We start from the raw sequence: 15143 nt of genomic DNA, 5'->3' as shown, positions 1-15143 counted from the left end.
GTCCTGCCGACAGCGACTGCAGGCGCTCATCGGCGTATTCGTAGCGCACCCAGGGCCGATCGCCGGGCGTGTCGCCCTTGACCTCCACCACACGGATCTGCACGGCGCCCGCCGGCTCGGGCGCGGCCAGCAAATGGTCGATCACCGCCACAAGCCGGTCGTTGAAGTAGCGGCCGGGATAGCCCAGTTCCTCGTAGGCCTGCTGGAAAAGCGGGTAGAGCCGCGCATAGACGCCCGCCACCTTGGCCGCGTCCAGGCTCTCAGCGAAGAGCACGAACGGCGTGTAACGCGCCGCGTTGTCGGGTGCGACGGTGCGCAGCTCGCCCTGCCCTTGCAGCTGGAAGCGGCCATCGGTGGGCCGCACCGGCCAACGCTGCACCGGCGCATGCTCACGCGGCAGGTTGTCGATGGTGGCCACGCCCCGGCGAATGAAATCGTCCAGCTGCAGGAACTGGCCCACGGCTTTGCTGCCCAGCAGCTCGACCAGCGCCGATCGCACACGGGCATCGGAGTCACCCAGCGCGGGCAGGTTCTTGTCGGGGTCGGCGATGGCGCTGACCTGGTTCTGGGGGGCCGCAGGCAGCGGCGCCAACGGGGGCGGCGCATCGGGTGGACTGGGCGTGCTGGCGACGGGGGCCGCCTGTGGCGGGGGCACCTGTCGCTGCTGCCACCACTGCCAACCGAACCAGCCGGCGGCGGCCAAGGCGATCAACAGCGCAATGATCAGGCCGACAGGGCGTTCAGCGCGCGGACGGAAATCGGGCTCGGACATGCGGGTCTCTCCTGGACTTCGGCGACAGGCTCATTGTGAGCGGCGCCCTGCCCCGGCCGGACGCGGCGCGGTAAGCCGCTGTGACCGGGCATATCGCCGTGGACGCGCCTCCGATGCGAATCGCGCGGGGCGCGCCAGGTTCCCGTCATCCGTGGGCGCCGAAGCCCTCGGCCAGGCCACGGGTGAGTTCCGCGGCCGGCAGCGGCCGGCAACCGGCCGCATTCTGGCCCGACCACAGCGGTGTGAAGTCACCGCTGCCCGCCGCCTCGGCCTTGGCGCGCAGGGGGGCGATGGCGGCCGTCGCCAGCGGAAACGCGGGTGCATCCGGACTCATCGGCCCCAGCTCGCGCATGACGCGGTTGACGATGCCCCGGGCGGGCCGTCCGGTGAACAGCCGCGTGAGCGCCGTGTGCCGGGCTGCCTCGGACTGGAGGGCCGACCGATGCAGCGCGCTGGTCGAGGCCTCCGGACACAGCATGTAGGCCGTGCCCACCTGCACGCCGGCCGCGCCCAGCGCCATGGCTGCCGCTACGCCGGCCGCATCTGCGATGCCGCCGGCCGCGACGACCGGCACGTCCAGCGCAGCCACCAGCTGCGGCAGCAGCGCGAACAGGCCGATCTGCTGGCTGAGGTCGTCCGACAGGAAGTGCCCACGATGTCCGCCCGCCTCCAGTCCCTGGGCGATCACGGCATCGGCGCCGTGGGCCTGCAGCCATAGCCCTTCTTCGACGGTCGTGGCGCTCGCCAGCACCCGCGCGCCCCAGCCCTTGATGCGCGCCAGCAGCTGCGGTTCAGGCAGCCCGAAGTGGAAGCTCATCACCGGCGGCCGCAGCGGCTCGACCAGGTCGCACAGCGTGGCGCTGAAGGGCTGGCGGCCCGGGCCGACGGCGATGCCGGCCGGATCGATGCCGAGTTCTGCGTAATACGGCGCCAGGCGCTCGCGCCAGCGCGCCTCGTGGGCCGCGTCGGGCTCGGGCGGCGTGTGGCAGAAGAAGTTGAGGTTGAAGGGCCGGTCCGACCCTGCGCGAATGGCGGCGATCTCGCGTTCGATGGCGTCGGGCGCCAGCATGGCGCAAGGCAGCGAGCCCAGCGCGCCGGCCTTCGCGACGGCGATGACCAGCGCGCTGCCCTGGACGCCCGCCATCGGAGCCTGGATCAGGGGCAGTTCGGTGCCCAGCAGGCGGGCGAGGTCGAAGGTGGGCATGCGTCGGCAGCGGGGAGTGGTGATCGAGCCATTCTCCGCAACACGCCCGAGGCCTGCGCGCCGGCGGGGCGCTGCCGCAGGCCCGGCACGCCGTGCGCCGCGCGGCTCACACCAGCCGCAGATCCCTGGGGACCACGCCAGGGAACACCGTGGCCACCTGCTGCGGCGTCAGCCCGTACATCCGCTGGAACAGCCCACCCAGCACCGCCCGGTATTCGTTGAGCACCGACCAGTCGCGGTTCTGGAACAGCGTCTGCGCCGTCAGCGCCTGCTGCGTGCCGACGATGTGGCCGCCTGCCGACGCCGACAGCCCGCCGCCAAGTACCCAGTAGACCGTGCCATGGCCGTGGTCGGTGCCCTTGTTGCCGTTCTCGCGGAAGGTGCGGCCGAATTCGCTGATGACCACCACCACGGTCTGCTGCCAGGCGTCGTCGCCCAGTTCCTCGGCGAAGCCGGCGAGCCCGCTCCCGAGCTCCTGGAGCCGATTGGCCAGGTAGCCCGTGCTGCCGCCCTGGTTGACGTGGGTGTCCCAGCCACCGACGTCCACGAAGCCCAGGTCGAAGCGCTCGCGCATCAGCCGCGCCATGCGGCGTGCAACGCGCTCGAAGCCCTTGGCGCTGATGGCGTTGCGGCTGGCCTGGTCCATCTCGGCCTGGATGCTGCGCCGCACCTCGTCCTGCAGGGCAAAGCCCTCGGCCACGGCGCCCTTCAGGGCGCTCTGACCGTACATCGCGGCGATGTCGGTGGTCTGGCGCGCGTCCAGGCCCCGGCCGCCCGCGTTGCCCAGCGCCATGTTGCCGACACGCGCCGCACCGCGCATCGACAGGGGAAGCTGGTCGGTGAAGGCGATCGGCGCCACCTCCTGCAACGGACCCGCGCCCAGCACCTGCGCCAGCCGGTTGAGGAAGCCGGAGCCGTAGTCGCGCCGGCCGGTGAGCGCCTGGCCCAGCTCGATGCCGTCCTGCGTCTCGAAGTGACTGCGCGTGAGGTCGTCGGTGCCGGCAAAGGGAATGAACGCGGCCTGCCCGCGCTGGAACAGCGGCAGCAGAGTGGGCGCCAGCACCGGATGCAGGCCCCAATCCGCATTCAGTGCCAGGGCGCCATCGGGCTGGCCGGGCCGCGGGATGGCGATGCTGGGCCGGCTCTGGTAGTAGAAGTCGCTGCCGGTGGGCACCAGGACATTGCAGCAGTCGTAGGCGCCGCGCAGGAACACCACCAGCAGCCGGGTGCCCTCGGCCGAAGGAGCCGCAAGCAGGCGGCCGACCGGTGCGGTGAGCGACAGGGCCGCACCCGCCTGCAGCAGGCGGCGACGGGTGGGAGACGGGGGCAGGGATTGGGTCATCGAAGAGCTCCTTCCGCAGGATGGGCCACGGGAGCGGCCACGGACCGTCGCGGCCTGGCCGCAAGACGCGGGCAATGCACGGCGGGCCACGCAGCCACGGTGGTGTTCTGGGCCTTCATCGGTACATCCGCTCGGGCGAGGCGAGCAGGTAGGTGTTCCAGTCCTGGGGCGACGCTGCCTTCGCCAGCGTCTGGCGGGTGGCCACGCCCAGGGTCGGTTCCAGCTGCCGCACCAGAGGCGACTGCGCCATGGCGGGATAGGGCGGCTTTTCCAGCGGTGCGCGCGCTTCGGTGCGAAGCAGCACCGCGCCATTGGCACCGACGGCGCGCGCAACATCGAAGCGGGCGCTCATCTGGCCGGCACTGGCCCAGTCCTGCTGGCGCAAGGGATAGCCGTCGGGCGTTTCGTGCGCATAGGGCGCCTGTCCCAGGCGGCTGACCCAGCCGAGCAAGGGACCGGTGTCGGTGATGACGCGGTCGCCATAGGCCAGGCGCACCGCGCCGACGGCGTACTGCAGCGGATCGCGGAACTTGCGACCGAGCGAAGCGGTGAATTCGGGCGAGGACAACAGTGTGCGCATCACGGCCGCGATGTCGCCATCGGTACGCTGGAAGGTCTGGGTCATGCGCTCGACCAGCGCAGGCGGCGGGTCGTCGGCGACGAAATAGGTCGCCAGCTTGCGCGAGACATGGCGCGCCGTGGCCGGCGCGCGGGCCAGGCGGTCCAGCGCCTCGTTGACTTCGGCCAGCCCCATGGCATGCAGCGGCTGGCCCAGCAAGGTCTTGGGATTGCGGTCATGGCGCGCCGGGTTGAACTCGAAGGCGCCCTGACGCACCCATTGCCCGGCCAGCGCAGGCGGCAATTTCGGCGGCGGCGCGTCGACGGGCTGCAGGTTGATGCCGACGCCGGTCAGCACACGCGCCATCTCCTGCACGTCCGCCTGCGTGTAGCCGCCGTCCACGCCCAGCGTATGCAGTTCCATCAGCTCCCGCGCCAGGTTCTCGTTGATGCGGCCGGCTGCGTTCTGCTGGTTGTCCAGGTAGACCAGCATGGCCGGGTCGAGCTCGACCGCACCGAGCAGGTCGCGGAAGCGGCCCAGGGCGTGGGGTCGGATCGCCCGGTCCTCGAATTCGGCCAGCAGCGGCCGCACCGGGCCCTTGCGCACGCTCACATAGAAATGGTTGGCCCAGAACCAGCTCAGCACTTCGCGCAGTTGGTCGGGCCCGTACAGCGCCCGCAGCAGGAAGCGCTGCTGCGTTTCGCGCCCCGCCTCGTTCATGGCCTTCTGGTAGGCCTGGCGCGCGACCTGCCGGGCCTCGACGTCGGTCAACGCATCGGCGGCACGGCGCTGCTGCTCCAGCCGGATCGCCAGCGCGCCGGGAGGGCCGCTGCCGATGCTCATCGCATCGACCTGCTGCTGGGCGGCAGCGGGCAGCGGCCCGGGCGGCGCGGCGCGCAACTGGGCGTCGAGCCAGCGTCCGGCACCCGCGTGCTCGACCTCGGCCACGGTACCCGGGCCCAGACCCCAGCTCAGCCGGTCGATCCAGGCGAGCCGGGCGGCCGGGTCCTGCGGCGTCGGCACCGAGGGCGCCACGGCCGCACAGCCGAGCAGCAGCGCGGTGCCGCACAGGGCGGCCAGGCCGCAGCGAAAGCCGGTGAAGAGCCGCATGGAAACTCCTGCTGGCGCACGAGGCGCGGTCCGCCTTCAACCCCGGGCGGCCCCGCCCGGTTGACGCGCAGGCCCTGCCGGTTGTGTAAAGAAACCATTCCGACCGGAGGCTGACCGCGCCTTCGCGTCCTACAGGCGCTGACGCCCGGTGCCCACGGTCGAGCTGCACGCCAATCACCGATGCTAGCCGCTTCATGGGGACGGGCTGCCCTCGGCATGGACGCAGGCGCCCTGTCTTTGCCCGCCCACTTCCTGCCAACCTGCCTCCTGCCCATGCGCCGCCTTTGGGAAATCGACGCGCTTCGCGGGCTGATGCTCGTGCTGATGACGGTTACGCATCTGCCCTCTCGCCTGACCGATCCGTTGGGCCAGCCCTTCGGCTTCGTGTCCGCGGCGGAGGGCTTCGTGCTGCTGTCGGCCTTCGTCTGTGGGCTGGTGTACGGCGGCATCGGCCACAACAAGGGCGTCCCCGCCATGCGACAGGCCTTCTGGCGCCGCGCCGTCACGGTGTACCTGTGCCAGGCGGCGCTGCTGCTCTTCCTGTTCTTCGTGATCGCGGGGCTGGGGCTGCGGGCCGATCAGCCCGCCGTTCACGAGCGGGTTCGCTACTTCATGGCGTACCCGCACCAGGCCTTCGTCTGGGCGCTGGCGCTGGTGCACGAGCCGGCGCTGCTGGACATCCTTCCGATGTACATCCTGTTCATGCTGGCCAGCCCCTGGGTGATGGCCTACGGCATGCGCCATGGCTGGAAGCGCCCGCTGATGGTGAGCGCCGGGCTGTGGCTGCTGGCGCAGTTCGGCTTCACCAACCTGCTCTACCGCGGGGCGCAGGCGCTTCTCGGCATCCCGGTGCCGATCGACGAGACGGGCTCCTTCGATTCGCTGGCCTGGCAGTTTCTGTGGTTTGCGGGCCTATGGCTGGGGTGCAGCCGGCATGACGCGGAGCCACCAAAGCTTGTGTTTTCCCCCGGCGTCGTGCGCGCCGCCGTGGGCATCGCGGTGGTGTGCCTGCTGTGGCGGCACCTCGGCCCTACCGGCCAGGCCCCCTTCGGCAGCCGCGACGCGCTCAACGAATGGTTCGACAAATGGCGGCTGGCGCCCCTGCGCCTGATCAACCTCGTCGCCCTCGGCATCGTCGCGCTGCGCTTCGGGCCCACCTGGCTCCGCTACCTGCCCCGGCCCCGCGTGCTCGAGACGCTGGGAAGCGCGTCGCTGTCGGTGTTCTGCGCCCACCTGGTGGCGGTGTTCGTGGTGCTGGTGGTGTGGGGGGGCGACTTCCACGTCCGGCCCTGGTGGGGCGACGCGCTGATGCTGGGCGTGGTTTTCAGCGCCCTCTATGCGGTGGCCATCGGCGTGGCCCGGTGGGAGGCCCGGGTCAAGCCTCCATCACGGAAGAAGGCTGTGCGCCCGCAATCTGCCTGAGCGCCCGCTCGAACACCTCGGGCGGCTGGCCGCCGGAGATCAGGTGCTGCCGGTTGAGGATGATGGCCGGCACCGAATGGATGCCGGCCTGGGTGAACATGCGTTCGGTCGCACGCACCTCGTCGGTGAATTCGTCGCTGGCCAGGATGGCCCGGGCACGCTCGGCGTCCAGATCGGCGTCGGCGGCCAGGCGCACCAGCAATTCATGATCCGCCGGGCTCAGGCCGTCGAGGAAGTAGGCCTTGAACAGCGCCTGCTTGAGGGCCAGTTGCTTGTCCGCACCTTCCAGCTCGGCCCAGTGCAGCAGGCGATGGGCGTCGAAGGTGTTCCACACCCGCTTGCGCATGTCGAGGTTGAAGGGAAAGCCCACCGCCTCGCCGCGCTGGCGCAGCACCTCGCCGTTGGCGCGCACCTGAGACTCGTCGATGCCGTACTTGCGCATCAGGTGCTCGATGGAATCCTCGCCCTCAGCCACCATGTCCGGGTTGAGCTCGAAGGGCTGGAAGTGCAGGTCGACCTGGACGTCCGGCGCCACGCGCGCCATGGCGGTCTGGAGCGAGGCCAGTCCGACGGCGCACCAGGGGCAGGACACATCGGAGACGAAATCAATGCGCAGGGTGTTCATGCGCGCCATTCTGCGTTCGGCCGGCGACGCCTGCATCGTCGAGGCCTTTGGTTCATCCCGGCCTGAGGACGCAGCCAGGCCAGGCGTTCAGCTGCGCCGGACGCGCTGCAGGCGAGGCAGCCAGCCATAGGCGATGCCGACCAACGCCGCCCCCGCCAGCAGCAGCGGCAGCACCATCGGCCAGGCGCCGGCCGAGTAGCGCGCATCCACGAACAGCGCCGCCGTCTGCCCGGCGCAGAAGGCCACCAGCATCATCAGGAAGCCCGACCATGACACGGCCCGTCCCGCCAGATGCGGCAGGTCGCCCACCGCGCCGGCCTGGCCGCAAGGCTGGTGGATGCCGTGGCCCATCACATAGACGGCATGTCCGGCCAGCAGCGGCAGTGGCGAATGCGGCAGCAGCAGGCAGCCCAAGGCCTGGATGCTCGCGCCCGTCAGGCTCAGCACCGAGCCGATCTGCACCGTGCGCACCGGCCCCACCCGGGCCAGCAGCCGCCGACACAGCAGCGTGCTGCTGATGTAGACCACGGAGCCCCCCGCCGGCACCCAGCCGTACATGACCGGCGACATGCCGAGGTAGCCGATGTAGACCATGGGCGACAGCAACAGGAAGCAGAACAGCCCGCCGTAGGTGCATGCGGCGACCGAGGCCCAGGCCCGGAAGGGCCGGTTGCGCCACACCTCGCGGGCACTGCCACGCGGGGCGGAGGCATCGGGTGCGTCCATGGCGCCGGCCAGCATCGGCCGGTGCGTCTCGGCGAAGGAATGCCAGCACAGCCCCAGCAGCACGAGCGCGTAGATCGCCATGCCCACCAGCACCCAGCGCCAGCCCAGCGCCTCCACGCCCCAGGCACCCAACAGCGGCGACATCAACGCCACCACGCCGAGGCCCGTCAGCCCGCGCGCCATCACCTGCGGCCCCTGGTGGGCGGGGTACAGGTCGCGTACCGCCGCCCGCGAGCACACCAGGATGGCGGCCATGGCGAAGCCCTGCACCGCCCGGCCGGCCGCCAGCAGCAGCACGCTGCCCGCCAGCGCACAGCCCAGGGCCGCGACGGCATAGGCGCCCAGGCCGGCCAACAGGACCGGCCGGCGGCCGAATCGGTCGGCCAGCGGGCCGCACAGCAACTGCGCCACGCCGAAGGCCAGGATGAACACCGTCAGGCTGCTGCTGGCCGAGCCCAGGTCGCGGGCGATTTCGGGCAGCGCGGGCAGATAGCTGTCGGTGGCCACCGGCTGCGCGGCCAGCAGCAGCGGCAGCAGCATGGCGAAGGCGAGGCCCCGGCGCGGCTGGACGGGCTGCGCACCGCTCATGCTCGGCGCTCCATTGCGACCGCACGCCAGGCGCACAGCGTGCCGATCACGGCCAGCGCCGTCGCGGCCCAGAACATGGCGACGTAACCCAGTTGCTGCGCCACCGCCCCGCCGGCCAGCATGCCCAGCACGCCGCCCAGGCCATAACCGATGACGGTGAACAATGCCTGCCCCCGCCCGCGCAGCCGACCCGGGAAATGCTCCGTCACGATGGCGATGCAGGTCGTATGGTGTGCCGCGAAGCTCAGCGCATGCAGCATCTGTCCCAGCACCAGCGCCCACGCCCAGTGGCCCAGCCCCGCGGTCAGGCCCATGCGCAACACCGCCGCCCCACTGCACAGCAGCAGCCACTGCGGCATTCTCAGCCGCCGCACCACCCGCCCCTGCAGACCGAACCAGGCCACCTCGGCCGCCACCGACAGCGCCCACAGCGCGCCGATGGCCGTCTTGTCGTAGCCGATCGAATCCAGGTAGAGCGAAAAGAAACCATAGATGGCGAAGTGCGCCGTGACATGGAAGAACAGCGAGGCGAAGAACCAGCGCACCACCGGCCGCCGAAGCACCGGCCCGACCGGCTCGTGCACCATGCCGCGGGCGGCCACGGGCTCACGGTGATCGGGCAGCCTGAGCGTGGCGAAGAACACCAGCCCCAGCGTGACCAGCGCCCAGCCGGGAAAGTGCCCCATGCCGAAGCGGTCGAACCATGCGCCCGCCAGAAATACCGTGACCAGGAAGCCGGCCGATCCGCACAGCCGGATGCGGCCATAACGGCCCCAGTCGCCCGCCACCAGATGGGCCAGCGCTGCCTCGGTGAGCGACATCATCGAACTGGTGTGGGTGAACATGAGCAGCAGCACCAGCGCGATCCACCAGTGCCCCCCGTTCCACCACAGCCCCAGAGAGCCCACCAGCGCCACGGCCGCGCTGATGCGCAGCAGCTTCACGCGCTCGCCCGTGCGGTCCGACAGCGTGCCCCAGGCATAGGGCGCGAACACCCGGGTGAAAGACTGCACCGAGGTCAGCAGGCTGATGGTGAAGATCGGCAGGCCCAGGCTCTGCAGCCACAGCGGCAGGTAGGGATTGAAGAAGCCGATGTGGGCGAAATAGCTGGCCGACAGCCCCGCGAAGGCGAGCAGCGGGCGCCGGCTGGCGGCGGCAGGCGGTGTGGCCGGGTCGGCCACTACAGGAACGAGGCCTGCAGGCCCTCCGGTCGGTCGGCCTGGGACTTGTCGCCGCGCGCCACCGGGAAGGCCGCGCCCGGCTCTCCGCACTGGGCGCGCTGGCGCAGCGCGTGCTCCATCACCACCAGCGCCAGCATCGCCTCGGCGATCGGCGTGGCGCGGATGCCCACGCACGGATCGTGTCGGCCCTTGGTCACCACCTCGACGGGCTGACCGTCGATGTCCACCGAGTTGCGTGGCGTGCTGATCGAACTGGTGGGCTTGACGGCGATGGCCACCTCCAGATCCTGCCCCGTACTGATGCCGCCCAGCACGCCGCCGGCGTTGTTGCTGTCGAAGCCATCGGGACGCATGCCGTCGCCGTGCATGCTGCCGCGCTGCGTGACGCTAGCGAAGCCGGCGCCGATCTCCACGCCCTTGACGGCATTGATGCCCATCATGGCGTAGGCGATGTCGGCATCGAGCTTGTCGAACAGCGGCTGGCCCAGCCCGGCGGGCATGCCGGTGGCCACCACCCGCAGGCGGGCGCCGCAGGAGTCCTGCGCCTTGCGCAGCGCGTCCATGTAGGCCTCCAGCGCCGACACATCCGCCACGGGCGCGAAGAAAGGGTTGTTGGGCACATGGTCCCAGCTCTCGAAGCCGATGACGTGTTCGCCGATCTGCGTCATGCAGCCGCGGAACTCGGTGCCGTACTGCTCGCGCAGCCATTTCTTGGCCACCGCGCCGGCCGCCACCATCGGCGCCGTCAGGCGGGCCGACGAGCGGCCGCCACCGCGCGGATCGCGGATGCCGTACTTCTTGAAGTAGCTGAAGTCGGCATGGCCAGGGCGGAACTGGCGGGCGATCTCGCCGTAGTCCTTGCTGCGCTGGTCGGTGTTCTGGATCAGCAGCGCGATGGGCGTCCCGGTGGTTTTGCCCTCGTACACGCCGGAGAGGATCTGCACCGCGTCGGGCTCGTTGCGCTGGGTGACATGCCGGCTGGTGCCGGGCCGCCGGCGGTCCAGGTCGGGCTGGATGTCCGCCTCCGAAAGGGCCATGCCGGGCGGGCAGCCGTCGATGACGCAGCCGATCGCGGGGCCGTGGGATTCGCCGAAGTTGGTCACCGCGAACAGGGTGCCGAAGGTGTTGCCGCTCATAGGGCGGCGATTATCGGTGCGAGCCGATGCCAGGGCGTCCTGCTGCGGGAACGCTTTATGCGTAAGGCGCCGCACTACCCACCCCAGGAAGGAGAGCGCCCCATGTTGGATCGGACCACCACGGAGTTTTCGCACGTCAAGCCCGGCGACACCGACTACAAGTCGGGCGGGCTGCGGGACTTTTTCCTCTACCGCGACCTCGGCATCGCCGACGCCACCCACGGCAAGGTGATCGCGCACCTGGTCAAGGCCAACATGGCGCCAGAAACGGGCACCGGGTGGCACCGCCACGAGGCGGACTTCCAGATCGTCATCATGGTCAAGGGCTGGGCCCGCTTCATGTACGAGGACAAGGAGACGCTGGTGGAGGCCGGCGACGTGGTGCACCAGCGCCCGGGCATCCGCCACTACCTGTTCGACTATTCGCCGGACATGGAATACCTGGAGATCGTCTCGCCGGCCGATTTCAAGAGCGTGGACGTCGAGCCCGTTTGCGAGGTGCCGGCGCCCACGCCCTGGAAATAGCCACCCTGCAGGCGCGTCGTCGGTGACCGCGCAAGGACACGAGGGCCGGCCCGCCTTGGTGCGCATGCCCGGGCGGTGAACGGTGACGTGAGGAAGGACCGACGTCCCGCACCAACGCAGATCAGGTGTGGCCTGACAGACATCGCCCCACCGGATTCAAGGCACTCCTGGGAATTCGGCGTTTTCTGAAATCCCGGCACGCACAATCGGCGTATGCCTCACAGCCGCCCCGCCGATCCGCGCCCTGCCCTCCCCGAACTCCACCGCCAGTTCGTCGACCACTTCGGCGAGATGGGCAGTCGCTGGGGCATCAACCGCACCGTCGGGCAGATCTATGCCCTGCTCTTCCTGTCGCAGCGGCCCCTCAATGCCGAGGAGATCAGCGAGACGCTGTCCTTCTCGCGCTCCAACGTGAGCATGGGGCTCAAGGAACTCCAGGCCTGGCGGCTGGTGCAACTGCGTCATCTGGCGGGCGACCGGCGCGAGTACTTCGAGACGCCGGGCGAGGTGTGGGACATCTTCCGCGTGCTGGCCGAGGAACGCCGCCGCCGCGAGATCGAACCCACGCTATCGATGCTGCGCAATGCCCTGCTGCAGGAGCCGGCCACCGAGGAAGAGCGCCATGCCCAGCAGCGCATGCGCGAGATGCACGACCTTATCGACCGGCTGGTGCGCTGGTTCGACGACGTGCAGCGCCTGTCGCCCGACACGGCCATGCGGCTCATGGGCATGGGCGCCGCGGTGACGCGGGTGCTGGACCTCACCGGGCGGCTGACCGGCGGCGGCGGGCGCAAGGACGCCGACGGCGAATAGGCGAGGCCACCGGTCGCAAGCAGAAAGGGCTGCATCACTGCAGCCCTTTTGCTTGGTTGAGCAGATGCCGCCGCGTGTCGCCGCGGGCGGCCCTGTGGATGGACTCAGTCCTTGCCCTTGAGCGCATCCTTGGCCTTATCGGCCGAGTTCTTGGAGCGGTTCTTGTGGTACTCCGACTTGACGTTGTTGACCGCCTTGCCCACCGGCCCGCTTTTCTTGGCGTCGCTCTCGGCGCGCTTCTGGTCGATCTTGTGCTCGGCGGCGTCCGACGCCTCCGATGCGGCCTTGCCGAGCTGGGCATGGCTGGCGCCGGCAAAGGCGATCAGGGACAGGGCGGTGGCGATACCGAAAAAGGTTTGACGCATGGTGTTCTCCGAATCTGTGAGCGATGCGCCAAGCGTGCCTGCCGCGGGCCAGGCCGGGCTGTCGGCCATCGCGCCATCGTCGTGACCGAAGCGGCAGTGCCCACGCGAAGGCCATCGGCCGGGACTCGGCACGCGCATCCGTAAAGGGCATGCCTAGGCGCCCCGCCTCCAGGCATGGACCAACGCGTCCTGGCTGGCCGGTGGCAGCACACCCAGGCGCACCCAGCCCGGCATGCCGAAACTGCGGCAATCGCGCAGCTTGATGCCTTGCGCACGCAGCTGCCCAAGCGTCTCATCGAGGAACGCCGCCCCGGGCCTGGCACAGAAGAAGTTGGCGACGCCGGGCACCACCTCCCAGCCCAGGGCCTCGCAGTTGGCGATCTGACGCTGCTTCCATTCCCGAAGACGAGGCAGGCATTGCGTCGCCAGCCAGTCCTGGACGACCGGCTCCGTCCAGGCCCGCAGCATGGCCTCTGCATGGGCGCCCAGCGGCCACGAAGGTGCCAGGGCGTGCAGGTCCTGGATCAGCCGCTGGGGTGCACCGGCCGGTGCGATGGCGTAGGCCCCGCGCACACCGGTCAACCCCAGGGCCTTGTTGGGCGTCCACAGCTGCCAGCACCTGTCGCGCTGCGCCGCGGTCAACGCCGAGGCGCCCTCCAGGCGCAGCGGGGCGTAGGCGCAGTCCAGCACCAGCGACGTGTCCGATGGCAGGGCAGCGAGCCGGGCGGGCAGATCCGCCACGGCATCGCCCCGCGGCGAGGATGGCTCGCAGGCCCAGGCCAGGACCGGCGGCCGCTCGTCACCGATCGCAGGCGATTCGCCGACGACCGTCACCGGCAGTCCCTGCGCCTCAGCCGCCCGCCGATAGTCGCCATAGGCGGCCGCTGGCACCTGCACCGGCCCGTCGCCCCGACGGCGCAGGGCCACGGCCGCCGTGATGCGCACGATGAACTCGCTCGCGCTGGCGGCCACCAGCACCCGTTCGGGAGCGACGCCGTGCCATGCGGCCAGCCGGGCGCGCAGTGCCGTGGCCGCCGGGTCCGGATAGCGCGTGGGATCGGCCTGCCGCAGCGCTTGCATCACCGCCGCGCAGGGTCCGCAGGCGTTGGCGTTGGTGGAGAAGTCGTGCACCGGCACGCCCTGCGCGTCCGGCCCACCGTGGACCATGTGCCTCATCGCGCCTGCCCCAGCCAGACGAGCGCCAGCGTGGCCAGCGCGCCTGCCATCGGCACCGCACGCCCTGCCAGGAGGAGTGCCCGCTGCGTGTCCCGCGCCTGCGGCGCGCGGCCGCCCGCGTGGAGCACGTACACCCCGGGCTTGCGCAGATGCACGCCCAGCAGCAGCGCCATGGCACCCATCGGCCAGCCCCCATTGGGCGATGGCGTGCGCGCCGCTTCCCGCCGCAGCCCGGCGGGCCAGCGCCCGCCGGCCAGCATCAGCAGCAGGGCCGTGAGCCGGGCCGGCAGCCAGGACAGGGCGTCGTCCGCCCGCGCCGCCCATTTGCCGGCCCAGGTCCAGTCCCGCCCGCCGCGCTCGCCGCGGTAGCCCCACATGGCATCGGCCGTGTTGGCGAAGCGGTAGAGCGCGGCACCGGGCAGACCAGCGATGGCGAACCAGAACAGCGGCGCCACCACCGAATCGTTGAGGTTCTCGGCCAGCGACTCGATGGCGCTCTCGCGCACCGCGCCGGCATCCAGCCGCTGCACATCTCGGCTCACCAGGCGAGCGAGGCGTTCACGGCCTTCGGGCAGCGAGCGCGCCAGCGCCGCCTCCACCGCCGCCACCTCGTCACGCAGCATGCGCCAGGCCAGCAGCGGCTTGAGGCACAGCGCGAGCGCCATCGCTGCCAGCAGCGCCGGCAAGGCGCCGGCGGCCCGTTGCAGGGCCCAGCCCAGCACCGTCGCCACAAAGGCGCCCATGAGCCATGCCAGCGCGCCGCGCACGAAGGGTTCGGCACGCCGCGCATCGCCCGGCAGCGGTGCCACATGGCGGCCGGCCCAGCCCAGCCAGCGGCCCATGCCCACCACCGGATGCACGCGCGTCGGCGGCTCGCCCAGCCAGCAGTCGATGGCGAGCGCCAGCCAGAGCGTGGCGGCGAACACGACCGGGCCGTCCGTCACGGGCGACTAGTCCTCGATGCCGCGCTGCGCCGGGATGCCCGCATCGAAGGCATGCTTGACCTTGCGCATCTCGGTCACCGTGTCCGCGATGTCGATCAGCTCCTGGGGGCAGCGCCGGCCGGTGAGCACCACGCTCACCGACGAGGGCCGCTGTGTCAGCACCTCGATCACCGGCTCCAGCGGCAGCCAGCCGTAGATCAGCGGATAGGTGATCTCGTCCAGCACCACCAGAAAGTGCTCGCCCGACGCGATCGCCGCCGCCGCCCGGCTCCAGCCATCGCGCGCCAGCTGGGCGGAGCGCTCCAGGTCCTGGCTCTTCCAGCTGAAGCCGTCGCCCAGGCCTTCGATGGGCAGCCCCAGTTGCTCGAACACGCGGTGCTCGCCGAAGCGCGCACTGGGCACCTTCATGAACTGGAAGATGCGCACCGGCTTGCCGCGGCCATGGGCGCGGATGGCCAGGCCGAAGGCGGCGGTGCTCTTGCCCTTGCCGTCGCCGGTGTTGACGATCAGCAGCCCGCGGCGCTCGCCTTCGGGCTTCTCGTAGGGCTTGGTCTGGGGCGGGGTTTCGGTCTGCATGAGGGTTCTCGGAAAAGGGTTCAGCGGTGCAGTGCCACCCACTGGTCGTCGACGCGGTGGATGCGGATGCGGTGGTCGA

General features: G+C 70.8%; 15 protein-coding genes. 3 read left to right on the top strand and 12 right to left on the bottom strand.

Annotated features, from left to right (window positions below; genetic code table 11):
• From QZ772_RS10925 to QZ772_RS10910, 4 genes are all read right to left on the bottom strand, one after another.
• The coding region (locus tag QZ772_RS10925) for a DUF3014 domain-containing protein (RefSeq protein ID WP_295525836.1) at positions 1–772 on the bottom strand (772 nt) is incomplete at its 3' end.
• A gap of 145 nt (positions 773–917) precedes the next feature.
• Positions 918–1976 carry a nitronate monooxygenase gene (locus QZ772_RS10920; protein ID WP_295525833.1) on the bottom strand — a complete coding sequence of 353 codons (1059 nt, stop codon included), beginning with the start codon at positions 1974–1976 and terminating at the stop codon, positions 918–920.
• 106 nt (positions 1977–2082) lie between these two features.
• Complete coding sequence (locus QZ772_RS10915; protein ID WP_295525831.1) at positions 2083–3318, bottom strand: DUF1501 domain-containing protein; 1236 nt, start codon at positions 3316–3318, stop codon at positions 2083–2085.
• A gap of 115 nt (positions 3319–3433) precedes the next feature.
• Positions 3434–4987, bottom strand: coding sequence for a DUF1800 domain-containing protein (locus tag QZ772_RS10910; protein ID WP_295525829.1), 1554 nt, complete (start codon positions 4985–4987; stop codon positions 3434–3436).
• 273 nt (positions 4988–5260) lie between these two features.
• Here QZ772_RS10910 and opgC point away from each other — a divergent pair, with 273 nt between their 5' ends.
• Positions 5261–6409 carry an OpgC domain-containing protein gene (gene opgC, locus QZ772_RS10905; RefSeq protein ID WP_295525826.1) on the top strand — a complete coding sequence of 383 codons (1149 nt, stop codon included), beginning with the start codon at positions 5261–5263 and terminating at the stop codon, positions 6407–6409.
• Here the strand turns inward: opgC and QZ772_RS10900 are convergent.
• From QZ772_RS10900 to aroC, 4 genes are all read right to left on the bottom strand, one after another.
• Complete coding sequence (locus QZ772_RS10900) at positions 6363–7043, bottom strand: DsbA family oxidoreductase (RefSeq protein ID WP_295525824.1); 681 nt, start codon at positions 7041–7043, stop codon at positions 6363–6365. The two genes, opgC and QZ772_RS10900, sit on opposite strands and share 47 nt — an antisense overlap.
• A gap of 78 nt (positions 7044–7121) precedes the next feature.
• The gene (locus tag QZ772_RS10895) at positions 7122–8348 is read right to left on the bottom strand and encodes an MFS transporter (protein ID WP_295525822.1); all 1227 of its coding nucleotides are present in this window, start codon (positions 8346–8348) and stop codon (positions 7122–7124) included.
• Entirely contained in the window at positions 8345–9529 is a 1185-nt protein-coding gene (locus QZ772_RS10890) for an MFS transporter (RefSeq protein WP_295525820.1), read from the bottom strand. The genes QZ772_RS10895 and QZ772_RS10890 overlap by 4 nt, the downstream gene beginning before the upstream one ends.
• Positions 9529–10665, bottom strand: coding sequence for a chorismate synthase (gene aroC / locus QZ772_RS10885; protein ID WP_295525818.1), 1137 nt, complete (start codon positions 10663–10665; stop codon positions 9529–9531). The genes QZ772_RS10890 and aroC overlap by 1 nt, the downstream gene beginning before the upstream one ends.
• A 102-nt stretch (positions 10666–10767) precedes the next feature.
• Here aroC and QZ772_RS10880 point away from each other — a divergent pair, with 102 nt between their 5' ends.
• Complete coding sequence (locus tag QZ772_RS10880) at positions 10768–11190, top strand: cupin domain-containing protein (protein WP_295525816.1); 423 nt, start codon at positions 10768–10770, stop codon at positions 11188–11190.
• A gap of 213 nt (positions 11191–11403) precedes the next feature.
• Positions 11404–12003: a GbsR/MarR family transcriptional regulator gene (locus tag QZ772_RS10875; RefSeq protein WP_295525814.1), complete on the top strand. Its 600-nt coding sequence runs from the start codon at positions 11404–11406 to the stop codon at positions 12001–12003.
• Positions 12004–12107: 104 nt separating this feature from the next.
• On the opposite strand, the gene QZ772_RS10870 is transcribed toward QZ772_RS10875, so the two are convergent.
• From QZ772_RS10870 to cobO, 4 genes are all read right to left on the bottom strand, one after another.
• On the bottom strand, positions 12108–12437 hold the full coding sequence (locus tag QZ772_RS10870) for a hypothetical protein (RefSeq protein ID WP_295525812.1): 330 nt from the start codon (positions 12435–12437) through the stop codon (positions 12108–12110).
• A gap of 84 nt (positions 12438–12521) precedes the next feature.
• The gene (locus tag QZ772_RS10865) at positions 12522–13544 is read right to left on the bottom strand and encodes an aminotransferase class I/II-fold pyridoxal phosphate-dependent enzyme (RefSeq protein WP_295525810.1); all 1023 of its coding nucleotides are present in this window, start codon (positions 13542–13544) and stop codon (positions 12522–12524) included.
• The gene (gene cbiB, locus QZ772_RS10860) at positions 13541–14488 is read right to left on the bottom strand and encodes an adenosylcobinamide-phosphate synthase CbiB (RefSeq protein ID WP_295525808.1); all 948 of its coding nucleotides are present in this window, start codon (positions 14486–14488) and stop codon (positions 13541–13543) included. The genes QZ772_RS10865 and cbiB overlap by 4 nt, the downstream gene beginning before the upstream one ends.
• Before the next feature lie 6 nt (positions 14489–14494).
• Positions 14495–15064, bottom strand: coding sequence for a cob(I)yrinic acid a,c-diamide adenosyltransferase (cobO, locus tag QZ772_RS10855; RefSeq protein WP_295525806.1), 570 nt, complete (start codon positions 15062–15064; stop codon positions 14495–14497).
• Positions 15065–15143: the final 79 nt, after the last annotated feature.

The sequence above is a fragment of the uncultured Pseudacidovorax sp. genome (genome assembly GCF_913773995.1).
Classification (GTDB): domain Bacteria; phylum Pseudomonadota; class Gammaproteobacteria; order Burkholderiales; family Burkholderiaceae_C; genus Xenophilus.
Note: the sequence above shows the minus strand (reverse complement) of the source record. Positions and strands in the feature narration are given on the sequence as shown.